The following is a 16,338-nucleotide window of genomic DNA, read 5'->3' as shown; positions in this document are numbered from 1 at the left end:
CCGAACGCTTGAAGCGCGCCGCACGGATTGAACCCGTGCGGCGCGCTTCAAGGTTTGTCGGCGGCCATGCCACGCACTTCCGTGCGGCAGGAGCATCTAAGTGGCGGAAAACCGTTCACGGGTTTCCCGGCATCGCTTTCTAGCCGGCAACGCCGTGTGCGCCCTCCCGACCAATTCGGGCGGCATCCGCCGCGTGATCCTCGTCCGTCACCGAGGAAAACCGCTTCAGTCGTCGCCCGAGCTTCGAGTTGATGTCGTCCATCACGGTGAACATCACAGGCACGAACACAAGGCTCAGAGCGGTCGAGGTGATGAGCCCGCCGATGACGGCGATCGCCATCGGCGCACGGAAGGCGGCATCGGCACCGACGCCGATTGCGGCGGGCACCATGCCAGCCACCATGGCGATGGTGGTCATGATGATCGGCCGGGCACGGGTGACGCCCGCCGTCAGCAACGCCGTGCGCCGATCGGCACCTTCCTTGCGGCACTCGATTGCATGGTCGACGAGCAGGATCGAGTTCTTGCAGACGATCCCCATCAGCATCAGGATGCCGATCGTCGAGGACAGATCGAGCGCGGCGCCGAAGAGCAGCAAGGCCAACGCAGCGCCGCCGATCGACAGCGGCAGGGCCACCAGAATGGTGACCGGCTGCAGGAAGTCCTTGAAAAGCAGCACCAGAACCGCCGCAACCATGAGGATGCCGGCCAGAAGCGCGAGCGCGAAGTTGCGGAACATCTCCGACATGTACTCCGCTTCGCCGTAATTGGCCTGCGACACGCCCGGTGGCAGCTCGGTCATCGCCGGCAGTGCCGAGATCGCTTCGAAGGCAGTCCCAAGCGTAATGCCGTTGAGGTTGGCCTCCACGGCGATCAGCCGCTTACGGTCGAGGCGTTCGACACTGCTTTCCTCGGCGCCGAAGGAAATGTCGGCGACGGAGGTCAACGGCACCACGGTACCGGCGTTCGTGCCGACCCTCAGATTGCGCAGCATGTCGAAGTCGCCGCGCGCCGACTGATCGAGCATCACCCGGATCGGCACCTGACGATTGCCGAGGTTGAAGCGCGCCGAGTTGCTCTCGCTGTCGCCCATCGTTGCGATGCGGGCGACGGTGCCGATCGACGTCACGGAGACGCCGAGCCTGGCCGCCTCGTCGAAGCGCGGCTTGACCAGCAGTTCGGGCGAAAGCAACGGCTCCGTCGACCGGACGCTGACCAGCCCTGGCAGCGCCTGCATCTCCTTTTCAAGCCGCCGCACCGATGCCATCAGAGCTTCCGGGTCGTCGCTCGTCAGGTAGATAGAAAGGTCCTTCGCGCCCTCAACCGAGGAGAAGGTCGCCTGGATATCGGGGGCGGACGCCAGCAAGGGCCGTAGCGACAGCTCGAAGGACTTGCGGTCGAGTCCGCGCTCCTTGCGCGGCTTGAGCTTGATACGCAGCGACACCTCGTTGAGGTTTTCTGCGGTCGCCAGGACGCTCTCGACCTCCGGTCTTTGCCTGATCTTGCCGACGAGGTCGTCGGAAATGCGAGCCGTTTCTTCGAGCCTCGTTCCCGGCGGCAGCGTGATCTTGAGCTGCGACACGTTGCTGTCGCTTGTCGGAAGGAAACCGGTCGGCAGCATGGTCAGGAGCGCAATCGAGCCGATGAAGATCAGCGCGACCAGCGACAGGGCGGTCTTGCGATGGTCGAGCGTCCAGCCGAGCAGGCGGCGATAGGCATCCGCGGTGCGCGAAGGCTTGCCGGCGTGGCCGTGCCCGGCCCGCGGCCGCAGCAGGTAGGCCGCCATCAGCGGCGTCAGCAGCCGTGCCACCAGCAGCGAGAACAACACGGCAATCGCGACGGTCAGGCCGAATTGCTTGAAATATTGCCCGACCGCGCCGCCGATGAAGCTGACCGGAGCGAAAACCGCGACGATCGTCAGGGTCGTCGCGACGATCGCGAGCCCGATCGCATCCGCCGCGTCGATCGCCGCGATGAACGGGCGCTTGCCCATGTCAACGTGGCGCTCGATATTCTCGATCTCGACGATCGCGTCGTCGACGAGAATGCCGATGACAAGCGTCAGCGCCAGAAGGCTGATGCTGTTGAGCGTGAAACCAAGCAGGTCCATCACTGCGAAAGTCGGCAGGATGGAGAGCGGCATGGCAAGGGCGGAGATCAGCGTGGCACGCCAGTTGCGCAGGAAGGCAAAGACCACGACGACCGTCAGGAGCGCGCCTTCGATGAGGGCGGTCACGGCGGCATCGTAGCTTTCCTGCGTGTACTCGACGAGCGAGATCAGCTCCGTCATTTCGACGCCGGGCGTGCGCGCCTGGATCTCCTTCAGCCGCTGGATGACGGCCTCGGCGACGACGGTGTCGCTCGCCCCCTTGCTGCGCGAAACGGCAAAGCTGACGACAGGCGCGCCATCGACGCGCGCGAAATTGCGCGGTTCGGAGGATGTGTCTTCGATGGTCGCGATGTCGGAGAGCTGCACCCATCGGCCGCCCGTGAGCGGGATCGACAGCCGCGAAAGCTCTTCAACCGAACCGGCGCTGCCGACGGTACGAATGGACTGCTCGCGCCCGCCGATTTCGCCGCGCCCGCTCGGGATGTTCGTGTTGATTTCCCTGAGCGCCGTGTTCACCTGGTCCGCCGTCACGCCAAGCGCCAGCAGACGCTCGGGGTTGAGTGAAACCCTGACCTCCCGGTTGACGCCACCCAGTCGCTGCACCTTCTGCACGCCGGGCAGCGTCAGCAGTTCACTGTTGATCGTGTCGTCGACGAACCAGGACAATTCCACTTCCGACATGTTCGGAGCGCGGACGGCGTAATAGACAATGGCACTGCCGTCGACATCGAGGCGCGAGACGATCGGTTCCTGGATGGACTGCGGCAGGTCTGCCCGGATCTGCGCGACGGCCTCACGCACGTCGTTGGCCGCGCGGTCGGGATCGGTGCCGATCTTGAATTCGACCGTGGTCGTCGAGACGCCGTTGGCAATGGTCGAGCGGATGTGACTGACACCGGCGAGGCCGGCGGCAACCCCTTCGACGCGGCGCGTCACCTGTGTTTCCATTTCGGCCGGCTGCGCGCTCGGCTGGGTGACCGTCACTGTGACGATCGGAAACGAGACGCTCGGATTGGCGTTAACCGGCAGCCTGATGAACGAGGCAATTCCCATCAGCGTCAGAACGACGAACAGGACGATCGTCGGAACGGGCTTTCGGATCGCCCAGGCGGATATGTTGCTGGTCATTGCGCGTTGCCCGTCTGCATAGGCTGAACGTCTTTCGTTGCCACCGCCTCGCCTTCGCGAAGCGACACGCCGGCCTTGAGAACGACACGATCGCCGGCTGCAAGACCGGAGACGATCTCGACCTTTCCGCCCTGGCGCATGCCCGGCTTGACCACCTTGCGAACGACGTGACCGTTTTCGACGACGAAGATCGAGACCGCTCCGTCGTGTGCCCCGTAAAGCAGCGCGGAATCGTCGACCATGATGGCGCTGCGCTCGGCGATCACGATCGCAGCGCGGCCGAAGGTGCCGGCGAAGGGCGGATTGCCGGTGTCGAGCGTGATCTGGGCGTTTCCAAGCCGGGTTTCGCGGTCGATCTTCGGATTGATCACCCGCACCCGCCCTGCGATCCAGTCGCTCCGGCCGGAGAGCTTGACCTTCACCGATTGGCCGACGGCAAGCAGCGACAGTTCGGTCTCCGGCACTTCGGCGGCGAACTCGATCTCGCCATCGCGGATCAGCTTGACCAGGGGATCCGTCCCCGCAAGTGCACCGGCGCGGGCAAGCCGCTCGGAGACAATGCCGGCTGCCGGCGCCAGGATGACAGCCCGTTCGAGCTTGCGGCGCGCCTCGGCTTCGAGTGCCTCCGCCTGCTCGTAATCGGCGCGTGCCACCTTCACTGCCTGCTCGGCGATGGCGAGGGCCGAGACGCGCTCCTCGAGCGTGGTCGCAGCCTGGAGGTGGCTGAGCTGACGGGCGCGCGAGAGCTTCCTCTGTTCCTGCGTAACCGTCTCCTCCTCCCGCGCCATCGTGGCGCCGGCGCGTGCCACCCGCCCCTCGGCTTCGCGCAGCAGATTTTCCAGCATTTCGGTTTCAAGGCGCGCAAGCACCTGGCCGGCTGCGACCCGGTCGCCGATCTCGACCTCGACCTTGGCGATGCGCTGGTCGGTGAGTGTCGTACCGACGGCGATTTCCTCGCGAGCGACGAAGATGCCGGCGAAGGATCTGGTCCATTGCTGCGGGCGGCTATCGGCGACAAGCGTCGATACCGTACGGGCCATGGCGGCACTGTCGACCGGAACGGAAGCAGCCGCCTGCCCGGAGGCATGGGCCGCGCTCCCGGTCATGGCGAGCACAAGCCAGGCGGCAAGCACGACGTTCAACTCATTAGTGCATCTCATTTCATTGGCTTTCCATGGGGTGGCGGATCGCAGCCTGTCGGTGCGGCCGGACCAAAGGTCGTACGAAACACGCTCTATAATTATTAGATTACTCGATCTAATAATTTGATCGACCAAACGCGTCAATTGTAAGGCAAATTGCACACTAGCATTGCGGGAAGATGGCGGCGCTCCGGGCCACAGGCAAGCTTGACACCGACCGCCCTCCATACGAAATCAGAGTGCTTAGTCTAATAAAGTGTCTGCCCCACAGGGAGAAATGCTGATGCGCAGGGTCGACCCCGAAAAACACGCCGCCAAGCGTCGACTGATCCTGGATGCGGCGATCACCTGCTTCTCGCGCAAGGGCTTTCATGGCACGTCGACCGCCGAAATCTGCGCCGAAGCGGGCATGAGCCCAGGCAATCTCTTCCATTATTTCCCGACCAAGCACACCATCATCGCCGCAATCGTGGAGGAGGAACGTCAAGAAACGGCGGAGATCTTTCGAAAACTGAGTGAAGAGCAGGACCTGTTGGCCGCATTGCTGGGCTTTATGGACACGGTTCTCGAACTTGCGAGCGATCCCACCTTTTCAAGTCTTGCGCTGGAAATCGCCGCCGAAGCCATGCGTGACGAGCGCATCGGAACGCTTGCCGCGAGGAATGATGCGGAGTTGCAGGCGGCGCTCGCAGCCTTGCTTCGCGGTGCGGCGAGCCGGAGCCAGATCGATCAGACTATCGATGCCGCTGGTGCCGCTCGCTGGATCGCCGCGATCATCGACGGTATTTTCAGCAGGGTCGCGGTCGATCCCGGTTTCAGGCCGAAGGACGAAGGCTTGATGCTGCGCCGTCTGCTAACCCGTTTTCTCCGTCCATAGCGTCAATCGTCCGCAAAATAGAAAACCGCAGCGAGTAACATCTCGCTGCGGTCCTGGTTTCAAGCCCCGGCTTTCGCCCGATGGAGGCGTGCACGGAAGCAGTGTCAGGAATGCTTCTGGATGATGCCGTAGACGATGTTCCTGTTAGCACCGAAGAAGACGCGAGCGTCGATCGCAGCCTTGCCGGCACTCTTGTGGATGATGTTCCACATGTCCGCCTCGGAGCGCAGCAACAGCGCCCAGTTCATGAACGATTCCATGTAACCGTCGACGCCGATATCCGTCGCGAAATTGGCAAACAGGAACACGCCATTCGGTTTCAGCATCTGCAGGCAGCGATGCGTCAGCTTGATGGCCACCTTGTCGGCAAGATAGTCGTAGAGACCGGCAGCATAGATGAAATCGAATTTGCCGAGCTTCTGGTCCCGGCCGAGCAGGCTGCGGACGGAACCGTCAACCGCTTCAATCGCCGTGCCCGCGAAATCGCGGCTGATCGATCCGACACTGAGCGGATCCTGATCGAGCGCCACCCAGCGCTTGATCCGCCGCTCCTGCAGCGCCGCCGAGCGATTGGCTTCGCGAAGGTGACCGGCGGCAATCGTCAGGATCTCCGCCTCGCCTCCGCGGCCTGCCGCGATCTCGTCGACATGGCGCGTCAGGAGATCGCGACGCTCACGCACAGCCACCGACGAGGACGCGTCCTTGGTATAATCGTAAAGGGCACGCCCGACGGGTGACGCCCGCTCGATTTCCCCGGCAACGCTGGCGTGGCCATAGATGAAGTCGAGCAACTGTGCGTCGCCCGAATAGCCCCTCGGCTTTTCGAAGGACCAACGCGTGAAGGGATCTTGCAGGAAGTATTCCGAGACCGGGTGATCCTGCGCAATCTGGATTAATTCCTGCCACACGGTCGGGTGGTATTTGGCACGAACTTCGTGGAGAGCGGCCGCAAGGCGGTCGATGATCTTCGCCGGCTCCGTTCGTTGAATAAATTGTTCCTGAGCGACCCTGAGTATCAATGCAAGCTCGGCCTTGCCGGTCGAGAGCTGTTCATCATGCCGCTCGCCGCGGGGCGAAACGAACTCATCGGCCATAGCCTTGGGAGTAATGAGGCTCTGACCGTCGAAAACAGTCTGAAATTGGCGCACGCGAGACCATCCGTTAAAGGTTTGTTAACAATAGTCGCGAAGATGCGCGCATTACGGCTCGGATTGCAAGTTTTTGTATATAATAAGGTAAATTCCTGTGTCTCATCCCTTTGGGTGATGCCGAATCACAGGCTTCCTAGCCCATTAATTTAACAAAACTTAATGGACACCCCCTATCATGCCTCGCAGCGTTTCCCGCCCTTGTTGCATCTTGCGCGCGGAGAGCACGCAGGGAGTGTCCGAAACAGCGTCTATTGATGGAAAAGCGACGACAAATTCCGTTGACCGTGACGCAACTCGATGGATCAGTGCATGAAGCACACGTTGGCCGACGTAGTTGACATCGACCTACACAAGCAGCCGCACAGGCCGCATCTGGCTGAGCTTCAGACCCTCTATCGCATGGAGGGCGAGGCCGGCCGGCGCGCTGCGACGAGACAAGGGTTGTGGGTTGCCGTCGTCGTCTATCTGCTTTTCTTCATCCCCGACATCCTGCTCATTCCCGACGTCGCGTTCTATACGATCGTCGCTCGCCTCATCGTCGGTCTTGGTGCGCTTTTGACCTTTGAGATCCTGTTCCGGCTAAAGGCCCGGACCAAATGGCTCGATGGCACTTGCGCTGCAGCTCTCGTTTTCGGCTACGTCGGCTGGCTCGTTCCTGCGATGATGACCGCCGACACGGGCAGCATGTCCTACTACATGATCTTTGGCGCCATCTTCATGATGGGTGCCAATCTCTTCTTCAGCTTTCGCTTTCGCCTCTCGGTGATCGCGTCCAGCATCGTCCTGGTGACCTTCTTCATCGCGCTCTCGTTCTTCTCCGAACACGATCCGTCCTATCTGATCGCCTTCGGGACGTTCTACGTCTCGTGCTTCGTCTTCACGTCCTATGTGAATTGGAAGCTCAACCGCGAGCGCTACAAGGTTTTCCTCAACGCCTTCGAGGCGAAGATCCAGCAGAACGAAGCCTCCGAACGAGGCATGGCCCTGCTGCGACTGTCCAATACCGATCCCTTGACCGGTCTCGACAATCGCCGCGCCATCGATCAGCAGCTGCGTGACTACTGGAACGATTGGCAGAAGCTCGGAAAGAACTTCGCTGCCATGCTGATCGACGTCGATTTCTTCAAGAAATACAACGACTGTTACGGCCATCAGGAGGGCGATCGCTGCCTCATTCTTGTGGCCAATGCGCTGGGCGAGGCCATCAAGGACTACAACGGCTCGATCGGCCGTTACGGTGGCGAGGAGTTTATCGTCCTCGCTCGCCTCGACACCCGGGAACAGGCGGCCGAGCTTGCAGAGGTCATCTGCCGAACCGTCGAAAACATGGGACTGATGCACGAGCAGCGACGCGACGGCGTCTCGATCGTCACCGTCAGCGTCGGCGCTGCCTTCACCCGCAACCACACCGGCGCCAAACTCGAGAAGATCATTCACGAGGCCGACCGCGCGCTTTACGCCGCAAAGGCGAGTGGCCGAAACTGCGCCAAGCTGTTCGATCCGAACGATCCGCAAAGCAGCGACGAGAGCGAGAACATCGCAGCGCTCCTAAAGATCGCGATCGACCAGAACCTCGTGTCCCTCGTCTACCAGCCGATCAAAAACATGATGACCGGAGAGGTCGACGCGGTCGAGGCCCTGATGCGCCTGACAATGCTGGACGGCACCTCGGTTCCGCCGAGCCTGTTCATCCCGGTCGCCGAGCGGACCGGCGCCATTCTCGACCTCGGTCGCTGGGCGATCAAGACCGTGTGCCGCGAACTGCTGGTCGACAACCACGTTCCTCTCGTCAGCGTCAACGTCTCGCCGATCCAATTGAAGACCCCGGGCTTTGCAACATCGGTCGCCGCGATCCTGGGAGAGACCGGCGTTGCCGGCAGCCGCCTCGCCTTCGAGATCACCGAGGGACTAGAGATGGAAATGCATTCAGGCATCCTGCGCTGCATCAGTGATCTGGAGACGCTCGGCATCCGGATCTGGCTGGACGATTTCGGAACCGGCTTCGCCGGTCTTTCCTGGCTGCGCCTGATCGACTTCGACACCGTGAAGATCGACCGATCGTTCCTGCACGATTGTGCCACGCCGAAAGGTCGCGCCATGCTCCAGGATATCATCGGGCTTGTGCGCAACCGAGGTCACAAGATCCTGATCGAGGGCGTGGAGACCGACGAGCAGCTGGCGCTGATGCGGCGCTTCCGGATCGATCACGTGCAGGGCTTCCACGTCGGTCGTCCAGCACCTGCAGCGACGTTCCATACCCCCACGCACACACCGCGCATTCCAGTAAGAAACGGCGTTCGATCCTAAGCGTCAGGCCCGTTAGCCGTGTCACCGGCCGTCAGTCGTGGCGAGGGTGGTCGATCGACGTTGCGAGTGCCGTTGCGCTCTGCCGTTGCCACCGTCTCGCAAACCAGTCTTGTGACCGCAACAATTCCGCTCCTTGGAGACTGTCCAGACGACCACGCACGCACTGGCCCTGCGAACCAAGCGCAACCCCAACGCAAACCGCGAATAGATATTGCGCTCCGGCCGGGCAGAGACGTAGGATACGGGAACTTACAGTGCCGCCGGATACAATCTCACATTGTGCCCATGGAGGCGCGCGATGGCCATTGGAGACCAGCAGGACGTCGGCGTCGAACCGACAGCATCCCCACTCAGCGACGCGGAAGTTCTGACGCAACTCGATCGAATTCGCCAAAGCGCCGAATTCGATGCCCCGGACCGGGACCGCAAATTCCTGGCTTATGTCGTCGAGGAAACTCTGGCCGGCCGCGGCGACCGCATCAAAGCCTATTCCATCGCGACCGAGGTTTTCGGTCGCGATTCGTCCTTTGATCCGCAAACAGATCCGGCTGTTCGCATCGAGGCGGGTCGTATTCGGCGGGCGCTCGAGCGCTATTATCTGGTCGCCGGCCGCAGCGACCCGATCGTGATCAAGATGCCGAAGGGTGCCTATGTCCCGACCTTCGAAAGGCGCACCGATGCACGGCCCGCAACCGGGCGGGGCAGCGTCACAGCCCCTGGCCCGATCGCTTTCATTCAACGGTTTCGCCGCCGGATCGTGCTCGGGGCGGTGGCGCTCGCCTGCGGGCTTGCCGGGTTGTCAGCCACTGTGCTCCTCTTCCCAGCGGAGAGCGAACCGGCCGGCGGTATCGGCCGACCAAACATCCCCTTGCTGGTTGTCAGTCCGTTCGAGGACCTCTCCGGCACGCAACAATCGGCAAGGATGGCGCGGGGGCTCACCGAAGAGGTCGTCGGCAACATCGCCAGGTTCAAGGAAATCAACCTCGTATCCCGTCCAGGCTCAAAGGATGCCCTGCAGACACCGGACGACCCGACCTATGCCCTGGAGGGACAGGTGAGACTCGAGGGCGAGCGGCTGCGGCTGGTCGTGAGGCTCGTGCGGCGTTCGGACGGATCGGTGCTATGGGCGAACGCCTACGACGAGCGTCTGCAATCCCAGGAGATCATCGACCTGCAGGCGAAAACTGCCGCTGCGGTGGCGGGCGCGGTGGCCCAGCCCTATGGCGCCGTCTTCCAGGCGAAGGCTGCCCAGTTCAAGCGGTCGGTCCCGGATGAGTGGCGAGCCTATGCCTGTACCCTGGCCTACTATGACCAGCGCGGCGACTTCGACCTGCAATCGCATCGTTCCGTCCAGGAATGCCTGCAGCGCACGACCCGGCAATTCCCGACCTACGCGACGGCCTGGGCGCTCCTGTCGATGACCCATGTCGATGCGTTCCGATATCACTTTGATCGCTTGGCATCGCCTGGGGCGCTGGAGCAGGCAAGCGAGGCGGCATCGCGCGCGCTTGATCTGGCCCCCCTCGACGTGCGCGCCCTCGAAGCGCAGATGCTCGTTTTCTTCTTTCGCGGCGATATCGATGCCGCACTGGCGACAGGCGCGCGCGCCCTTGCCATCAATCCCAACGACGCAGAGCTTGCCGGTGAATACGGTCTGCGGCTCGCGTTGTCGGGCCAGTGGGACACGGGCTGCAAGCTTTTGTCGGAAAGTGCAGCGCGCAACCTCGGCCAAGCCGGATACTTCGAGGCGGCGCTCGCCACCTGTGCCTATTTCGGCAACGACTATGTCGCCGCCGAGCGCTGGGCGCGCCTTGCCAATCTTCGTGCCAATCCGGCCTATCACGTTCTGTTGCTCGCAATCCTCGGCAAGCTTGGAAAGATCAGCCAGGCGCAAGAGGAGCGGACGTGGCTCGAAACGAACGCTCCGCGCTTCCTCGACAACATTGGCGCAGAAGTAGCCTTGCGGCTCCGCCGTCCGGAGGATCAGCATCGTCTTCTCGACGGCCTGCGCGCAGCAGGGGTCCCGGTTCCCGACGCGGAGTTTCAACAGGCGCGCACCGGAACTCCGATGCGCTGATTGCCCGCAGCGCGATGTCGCGGTCCCTCAGTGTCAGGCGGCGCTTTTTCCTTCCGGTTGCGACCGCATCCAGAACATCAGCAGGTCGTGCACGACGCTTAAAACGATTGGTCCCAGAAAAAGTCCGATTAGGCCGTAGGACAACGTGCCGCCGAGCACCCCCAGCAAGATGACCAGCGTCGGCGTCGAAAGCCCGCGCGCCACCAGGATCGGCTTCATGACATTGTCGATGACGAAAAGCGGGACCAACAACAACGTGAGCAAGGCTGCCGGGCCGAAGTCCATGGTCACCCAGGCCCAAATCATTACCGGCAGGAGAACCAGCGCCGGGCCGATCTGGATAATGCAGAGGATGAGCACGACAAAGGCGATCGCACCTGGTGCGGGAACGCCGAACAGGCTGAGCACCAGGGCCGAGAGAAACGCCTGCAGCAGCGCGACGCCGATGACGCCCCGTGCCACGTTGCGGATCGTCGCTGTCGACAGCCGCAGGAAGCCGACGCCTCTGTCTCCACCGATCCTGCCGGCGAACCGTTGGGCCACCTGGGCAAGCCGCTCTCCGGAGCCGAAGAGAAACCCGGCCACCAGCACGGAAACCACGAAGCTCAACACCTCGGCGCCAACGCTCGCGATCTTGCCGAGAGCCTTGCTGCCGGCCTGTATCAACGAAGGTTCGAGCCTGCCAAGAAGGGCCTCGAGATTGCCCGACGCCATGCTCCAGGCCGCATGGACCCGGTCGCCGATGATCGGCCAGGTGCGAACGCCTTCCGGTGGTACCGGTATTCTCAGCGAACCATCGCCAAGTCTTGCCAGCAACGCCTGAGCGCCTTCGGCAAAGCTCAGCGCAATCGTCGTCAACGGCGCGACAATCACGGCGAGGCAGGCAAGCGTGATGAGAGCCGCCGAAAGGCGCCGCGAGCGAAGTACCGCCCCAAGGCCGGCATAGGCAGGATAGAGGGCCACCGCCAGGATGGCCGCCCAGACGAGGATGATTGCGAATGGTGCAATCAGGGTGAGCGCCAAATAGGCGAAAAGCGCGACGATGCCTATCCTGGCAAGATCCGTGATCCTTGCCTCGATCGAGGAGGGCCCGGCAGACCCGTCGCGGTCAACGCCCGTTCGGGAAGGATCATCGTCCACTCTCATCCCTTCCCCTCTCCACACGGCAAACCAAGAGGCTGCCGCAAGATCTCGGTTGCACCACTGTCCGCGCACCACCGCCGACCGCTCGGGTCTAGCCTCCCGTGGATGCTAGGCCTACGGCAATCGCGCGGCGGTAACATACCGTAGCATACGTCAGTCGGGCTTTCCCATCGCCCGACCTCCCCTAGAGATTCTTGTGACAGATGGCAGCAGGAGCACGGGCTGCAGCACGATCAAATTCTAGTTGCAGCATGAGAGGCGTCGACAGGGGGCTGTCACGCGCGCTTGTTCAAGCGCCCGCGCGCACCACCCAATATAAAAGGGAGGCTGGATAGATGATCAGGCAAACGATCATCGCGCTCGGCAGCGCAATAGCATTGCTGGTAACAACGCCCATCACGGCGGCCTTGGCGCAGCAGACCGCGACAGCACCCGCGGATCAGGCGCAGACCGCGCCGGAACCGCTCAGCGACGACGAACTCGAAGTTCTGGTCGCCCGCATTGCGCTTTATCCGGATGAATTGGTGGCGCTCGTTTCCGCAGCCGCTCTCTACCCATTGCAGATCGTCGAAGCGGAACGCTTCCTGGAGGCCCGCGAGAAAAAGCCCGACATGAAACCGAAGGACGACTGGGACGGCAGCATCGTTTCGTTGCTGAACTATCCCCAGATCGTCAAGATGATGAGCGAAGACCTCGAATGGACGCAGTCCTTCGGCGAGGCGATCGCCAATCAGCAGAAGGACGTGCTGATCGCGATCCAGCAACTGCGTGACGAGGCGGTCGCCAAGAACATCATCAAGACCGACGACAAGGTGAAGGTGGTTCACGAAGGCGACAATGTCGTCATTCAGGCGGCAAATCCGGAAACCATCTACGTGCCGCAGTATCCGCCGGAGATGCTCTACGAACCGGATTATGCACCGGCGCCGATCGGCTACTACGACGAGCCCTATCCCGCCTATTGGTATCCGGGTGCCGCCTTCTTTGCCGGCGCTGTCACCGGCGCTGCCTTTGCCGCGATCGTCGATTGGGACGATTGGGGCGTCTGGGGTGGAAACTGGGGTGGCGACGTCGATATCGATTGCAACAAATGCTTCAACAACATCGATTTCAACGGCAAGCTCAAGATGAGCGACATCGACTGGAAGAATGTCGACCGGAGCAAACTGAAGCTCGACCGCAGCCAGCTGCAGAAATTCGACCGGACCAACATCAAGAACAACATCAAGGCGAACGGCAACAACAACCTTCGCAACCGCGCCGCCGCGATCAACCGCGACCGGCCGAACGCCCGTCCGGGCGGCGCAGGAGGCGGCCAGATCAGAGATGTGCGCAAGAGCACGCTCGAGGGCTTGAAGGCGCAGCAGAGACCGGCGGCGCGACCTGGCGGCGCTGGCGGCGGTCAGGCGATCGCGAATGCGCGCGCAGGCGACGGAAAGCCGAGCATCAATCGCCCAGGCGGCAACAAACCTTCCCAGGTCAGCCGCACCGGCGGCAAGAAGAAGATGGCGGCCAAGGCGCAGAACCGATCGCGGAAGCCGTCAGGTCTCGGCAACGTCAACCCCGGCCGCCGGGAGATGGCGTCGTCACGCCGCGGTGGACATAGCATGGGCGGTGGCCATCGCGGCGGCGGGCGGCCACAGATGAGCCGTGGTGGCGGCAGACCGCAGATGCACCGAGGCGGTGGCGGTGGACGCGGCGGCGGCCGCAGACGGTGACGGGATCACGGGAGAACGACCATGACTAAGCTCTTCAATCCGCTTCTCCTGGGAACTGCGCTGGCTCTGGCGGCCATGCCGATCGGCGCCTCGTTCTCGCAGACGCAACCACCGGAAGATCAGCCACCGGCCTATCAGATGCCGACCGAAATCGACGCCTACGCCGCTGAGGAAGACCCGCCGGCATTCGACGATCCAGCCAAGGCGGTGGAGGAATTCAAGGCGAAGCTGGCAGCCAACGATTTCGACGGCCTGGCAAAGCTCCTGGGGCTGAATGCCAAGAAGCTCAAAGACAGCGAAGGGGTGAAGGATACCTTCACTCTTATTCGCGAGGGGGCCGCCCGCAATGTCGTCGTACGGGACCTTGAGGGGCGCAAGATCCTTCAGATCGGCGACAGGCTTTGGCCCTTGCCCTTCCCGCTCACCAAGGGCGAGGACGGCAAATGGGCGTTCGACACCTATGTCGGGCTTGAGGAAATCGTTAACCGCCGGGTCGGGGAAAACGAGCTCCAGGCAATCGAAACGGTGCAGGCCTATGTCGACGCGCAAAAGGACTATGCCGCCCAGGATCGGGACGCGGACGGCGTTCTTGAATATGCGCAGAAGCTGATCAGCACGCCGGGCCAGACTGACGGGCTTTATTGGCCGGCCAGCCAGGGCGATGGCGAAAGCCCGGTCGGCGACGCGATCAGCGAGGCGGCCCTGGAGAAGGCGAAGGCGGGCGAGGGTTATTTCGGCTACCGGTTCCGCATCCTGACGTCGCAGGGCGACAACATCGCCGGCGGCCGCTACGACTACGTAATCAATGACAATATGATTGGCGGCTTCGCGCTGATCGCCTGGCCGGTGACCTATGCCGAGACGGGGGTGAAAACCCTCCTCGTCAACCAGCAGGGCATCGTTTACGAGCGCGACCTGGGGCCGAGCACCGAAGCGATCGTGCCATTCATCGACCGGTTCGACCCGGACGACAAATGGAACGTCGTGGAAGATTGATCGAGCGGTTACAAAAAACCGACCACGTCTTGCGGAGATGCCTGATCGGGCGTCTCCCCGAACCGACCTTGAGGCGTGAAGCTCAGTCGGCCAGACTGCGCTGCATGCTACATGTTTTCAAGGCGCACTTGATTGGTGGCAATCCCCCCCAAGCCCGAGATCGTTCCACAGGCGCCGGACCTGTGCGGCACCTGTGATCGGAGCAGCCGGCGCCGCCGCCCCCCTTGCCTCCCGTCCCAATTTGTGGCGCCATCAAAAGTCTTCCTGCCGCAACAGCTCGGAGGCCTCCATGACTGACACACAGCCGGCAACGTTTGACCAGGTCCTGGCGGACCTGATCAATGGCCAAATTGAGCAACGCCACACAAACGAACTCCGGGCAATTCTCTCGACTGGCAATGAGATCACCATGCACGGATCGTTCACCGTCGGGCGAGACTTCATCATTTACAAGACGTCAAAGGACAACACCGGCAAGTGGGCGATGACGCCCTTCGCCCACATCGTGCAACTGGTCATTTGACGCACAACACCTGCGCCCGCTTGGGTGCGACCACGCGCAAGAACTGTGGTATACTTGCCGTGTTGCCATGCGGCGACCGGACCTATCAAACCTTCCCTAACCCGCACGGACCGTGAGGCCTCAAAGAGGGCACTTGCGCGTCCCATTGCCAGAAATGTCGAACTGACAATGGCGACGAATGCGAACCAGCATTCACAGCACTCCAAGCAAGGAGGAATGCGCCATGTCAAATCGTCTGATGCTCTCGCTTGCGATCGTTTCCATGGGTATTCTGATGGTCTGGGCCTTCAGGCCCGCTCCAACCATCTTCACGGGCTACGAAACACCGTCCAGCGCAACCAAAACCGACCGAGTCCCGCAGTCGCAATAAGGGGGCCGAAAGACGAAGGCGCTCACGCGCAAAGGGAGGTGAGCCATGGGCGACGCCAGGACCGATGTAACCGGCCGTGTGACGAAGCTGATTGTTGAACTTCTCGGTGTGGAGGAGACCGAGGTCGTGGAGGCCGCATCGCTCATCGACGATCTGGGAGCGGACTCTCTTGAGGTGTCACAGATGGCGATGATGCTCGAAGAGGAATTCGATATCCAGATCCCGGACGAGTGGACGGACAGGCTTGTGACGGTTGGAGATGCCATCGACCTCATCAGCAACTGCAAGTCCTGACATACGGACAACAAAAAAGGCCGGGGCGAAACGCACCGACCTTCCTCATCATCGCTCTAACACCAGTGCCAGTACATCCGTGGTCAAAAGTCTAATGCGACGCCGCAATTGCGAGCGGCGAAACGTTCAGCGCTCATCAGCAAATGCGATGTCGGGTGTATAGATGGCGATTGTGTTCGAAACAAGTTCCGAGTTCGAAAAGCTGCTATGGCCGGAACAAGTTCGGGCAGGTCTGCTTGCGCTGGCATCGGCTTGCGGGTTGGATTTCGTTCCTTTCCAAGCCCTCGGGTTGCCCGGACAGCGTTTGTCGCCTGCCCTTTTCTGTCCCCTTAAACGCCAAAAGGGCTCCGCGTTTTCGCGAAGCCCTTTGATACTCTTGGACAGATTTGGTTGCGGGGGCAGGATTTGAACCTGCGGCCTTCAGGTTATGAGCCTGACGAGCTACCGGGCTGCTCCACCCCGCGCCATCGCGGTAGATCCCCATGGGATTTATCCGCTTTAT

Annotated in this window: 11 protein-coding genes and 1 tRNA gene; 7 read left to right on the top strand and 5 right to left on the bottom strand. The window is 61.9% G+C overall.

Annotated features, from left to right (window positions below; genetic code table 11):
* Positions 1–139 precede the first annotated feature (139 nt).
* Together BBX50_RS15205 and BBX50_RS15200 are read right to left on the bottom strand one after the other, a co-directional pair.
* Positions 140–3,238, bottom strand: a complete 3,099-nt coding sequence (locus tag BBX50_RS15205) for an efflux RND transporter permease subunit (protein ID WP_065776171.1) — start codon at positions 3,236–3,238, stop codon at positions 140–142.
* Positions 3,235–4,398 carry an efflux RND transporter periplasmic adaptor subunit gene (locus tag BBX50_RS15200; RefSeq protein WP_161490875.1) on the bottom strand — a complete coding sequence of 388 codons (1,164 nt, stop codon included), beginning with the start codon at positions 4,396–4,398 and terminating at the stop codon, positions 3,235–3,237. Before BBX50_RS15200 ends, BBX50_RS15205 begins: the two co-directional genes overlap by 4 nt.
* 259 nt (positions 4,399–4,657) lie before the next feature.
* Here BBX50_RS15200 and BBX50_RS15195 point away from each other — a divergent pair, with 259 nt between their 5' ends.
* Entirely contained in the window at positions 4,658–5,257 is a 600-nt protein-coding gene (locus BBX50_RS15195) for a TetR/AcrR family transcriptional regulator (protein WP_320410505.1), read from the top strand.
* A 104-nt stretch (positions 5,258–5,361) separates the two neighbouring features.
* Here the strand turns inward: BBX50_RS15195 and BBX50_RS15190 are convergent, their stop codons facing one another.
* Positions 5,362–6,405 (bottom strand): class I SAM-dependent methyltransferase, encoded by a 1,044-nt coding sequence (locus BBX50_RS15190; RefSeq protein ID WP_065776169.1) that lies wholly within the window; start codon positions 6,403–6,405, stop codon positions 5,362–5,364.
* Between the two features lie 312 nt (positions 6,406–6,717).
* Between BBX50_RS15190 and BBX50_RS15185 the strand changes: the two genes are divergently transcribed.
* Entirely contained in the window at positions 6,718–8,715 is a 1,998-nt protein-coding gene (locus tag BBX50_RS15185; RefSeq protein ID WP_065776168.1) for an EAL domain-containing protein, read from the top strand.
* 298 nt (positions 8,716–9,013) lie between these two features.
* Positions 9,014–10,792 (top strand): hypothetical protein, encoded by a 1,779-nt coding sequence (locus BBX50_RS15180; protein WP_065776167.1) that lies wholly within the window; start codon positions 9,014–9,016, stop codon positions 10,790–10,792.
* Positions 10,793–10,825: 33 nt separating this feature from the next.
* Here the strand turns inward: BBX50_RS15180 and BBX50_RS15175 are convergent, their stop codons facing one another.
* Positions 10,826–11,938: an AI-2E family transporter gene (locus BBX50_RS15175; RefSeq protein WP_139108361.1), complete on the bottom strand. Its 1,113-nt coding sequence runs from the start codon at positions 11,936–11,938 to the stop codon at positions 10,826–10,828.
* Between the two features lie 332 nt (positions 11,939–12,270).
* Here BBX50_RS15175 and BBX50_RS15170 point away from each other — a divergent pair, with 332 nt between their 5' ends.
* The 4 genes from BBX50_RS15170 (at position 12,271) to acpP (ending at position 15,836) form a co-directional block, all read left to right on the top strand.
* Positions 12,271–13,653 carry a DUF3300 domain-containing protein gene (locus BBX50_RS15170; protein ID WP_065776165.1) on the top strand — a complete coding sequence of 461 codons (1,383 nt, stop codon included), beginning with the start codon at positions 12,271–12,273 and terminating at the stop codon, positions 13,651–13,653.
* Between the two features lie 21 nt (positions 13,654–13,674).
* Positions 13,675–14,649, top strand: coding sequence for a DUF2950 domain-containing protein (locus BBX50_RS15165; RefSeq protein WP_065776164.1), 975 nt, complete (start codon positions 13,675–13,677; stop codon positions 14,647–14,649).
* Between the two features lie 289 nt (positions 14,650–14,938).
* Complete coding sequence (locus BBX50_RS15160) at positions 14,939–15,172, top strand: hypothetical protein (protein WP_065776163.1); 234 nt, start codon at positions 14,939–14,941, stop codon at positions 15,170–15,172.
* A 415-nt stretch (positions 15,173–15,587) separates the two neighbouring features.
* On the top strand, positions 15,588–15,836 hold the full coding sequence (acpP, locus tag BBX50_RS15155; protein ID WP_065776162.1) for an acyl carrier protein: 249 nt from the start codon (positions 15,588–15,590) through the stop codon (positions 15,834–15,836).
* Between the two features lie 387 nt (positions 15,837–16,223).
* On the opposite strand, the gene BBX50_RS15150 is transcribed toward acpP, so the two are convergent.
* Positions 16,224–16,300, bottom strand: a tRNA-Met gene (locus BBX50_RS15150).
* Positions 16,301–16,338: the final 38 nt, after the last annotated feature.

The organism is Ensifer sp. LC11 (genome assembly GCF_001695835.1).
Lineage (GTDB): Bacteria > Pseudomonadota > Alphaproteobacteria > Rhizobiales > Rhizobiaceae > Ensifer.
The sequence above is the reverse complement of the archived record's forward strand: the minus strand, read 5'-3'. Positions and strand labels throughout refer to the sequence as shown.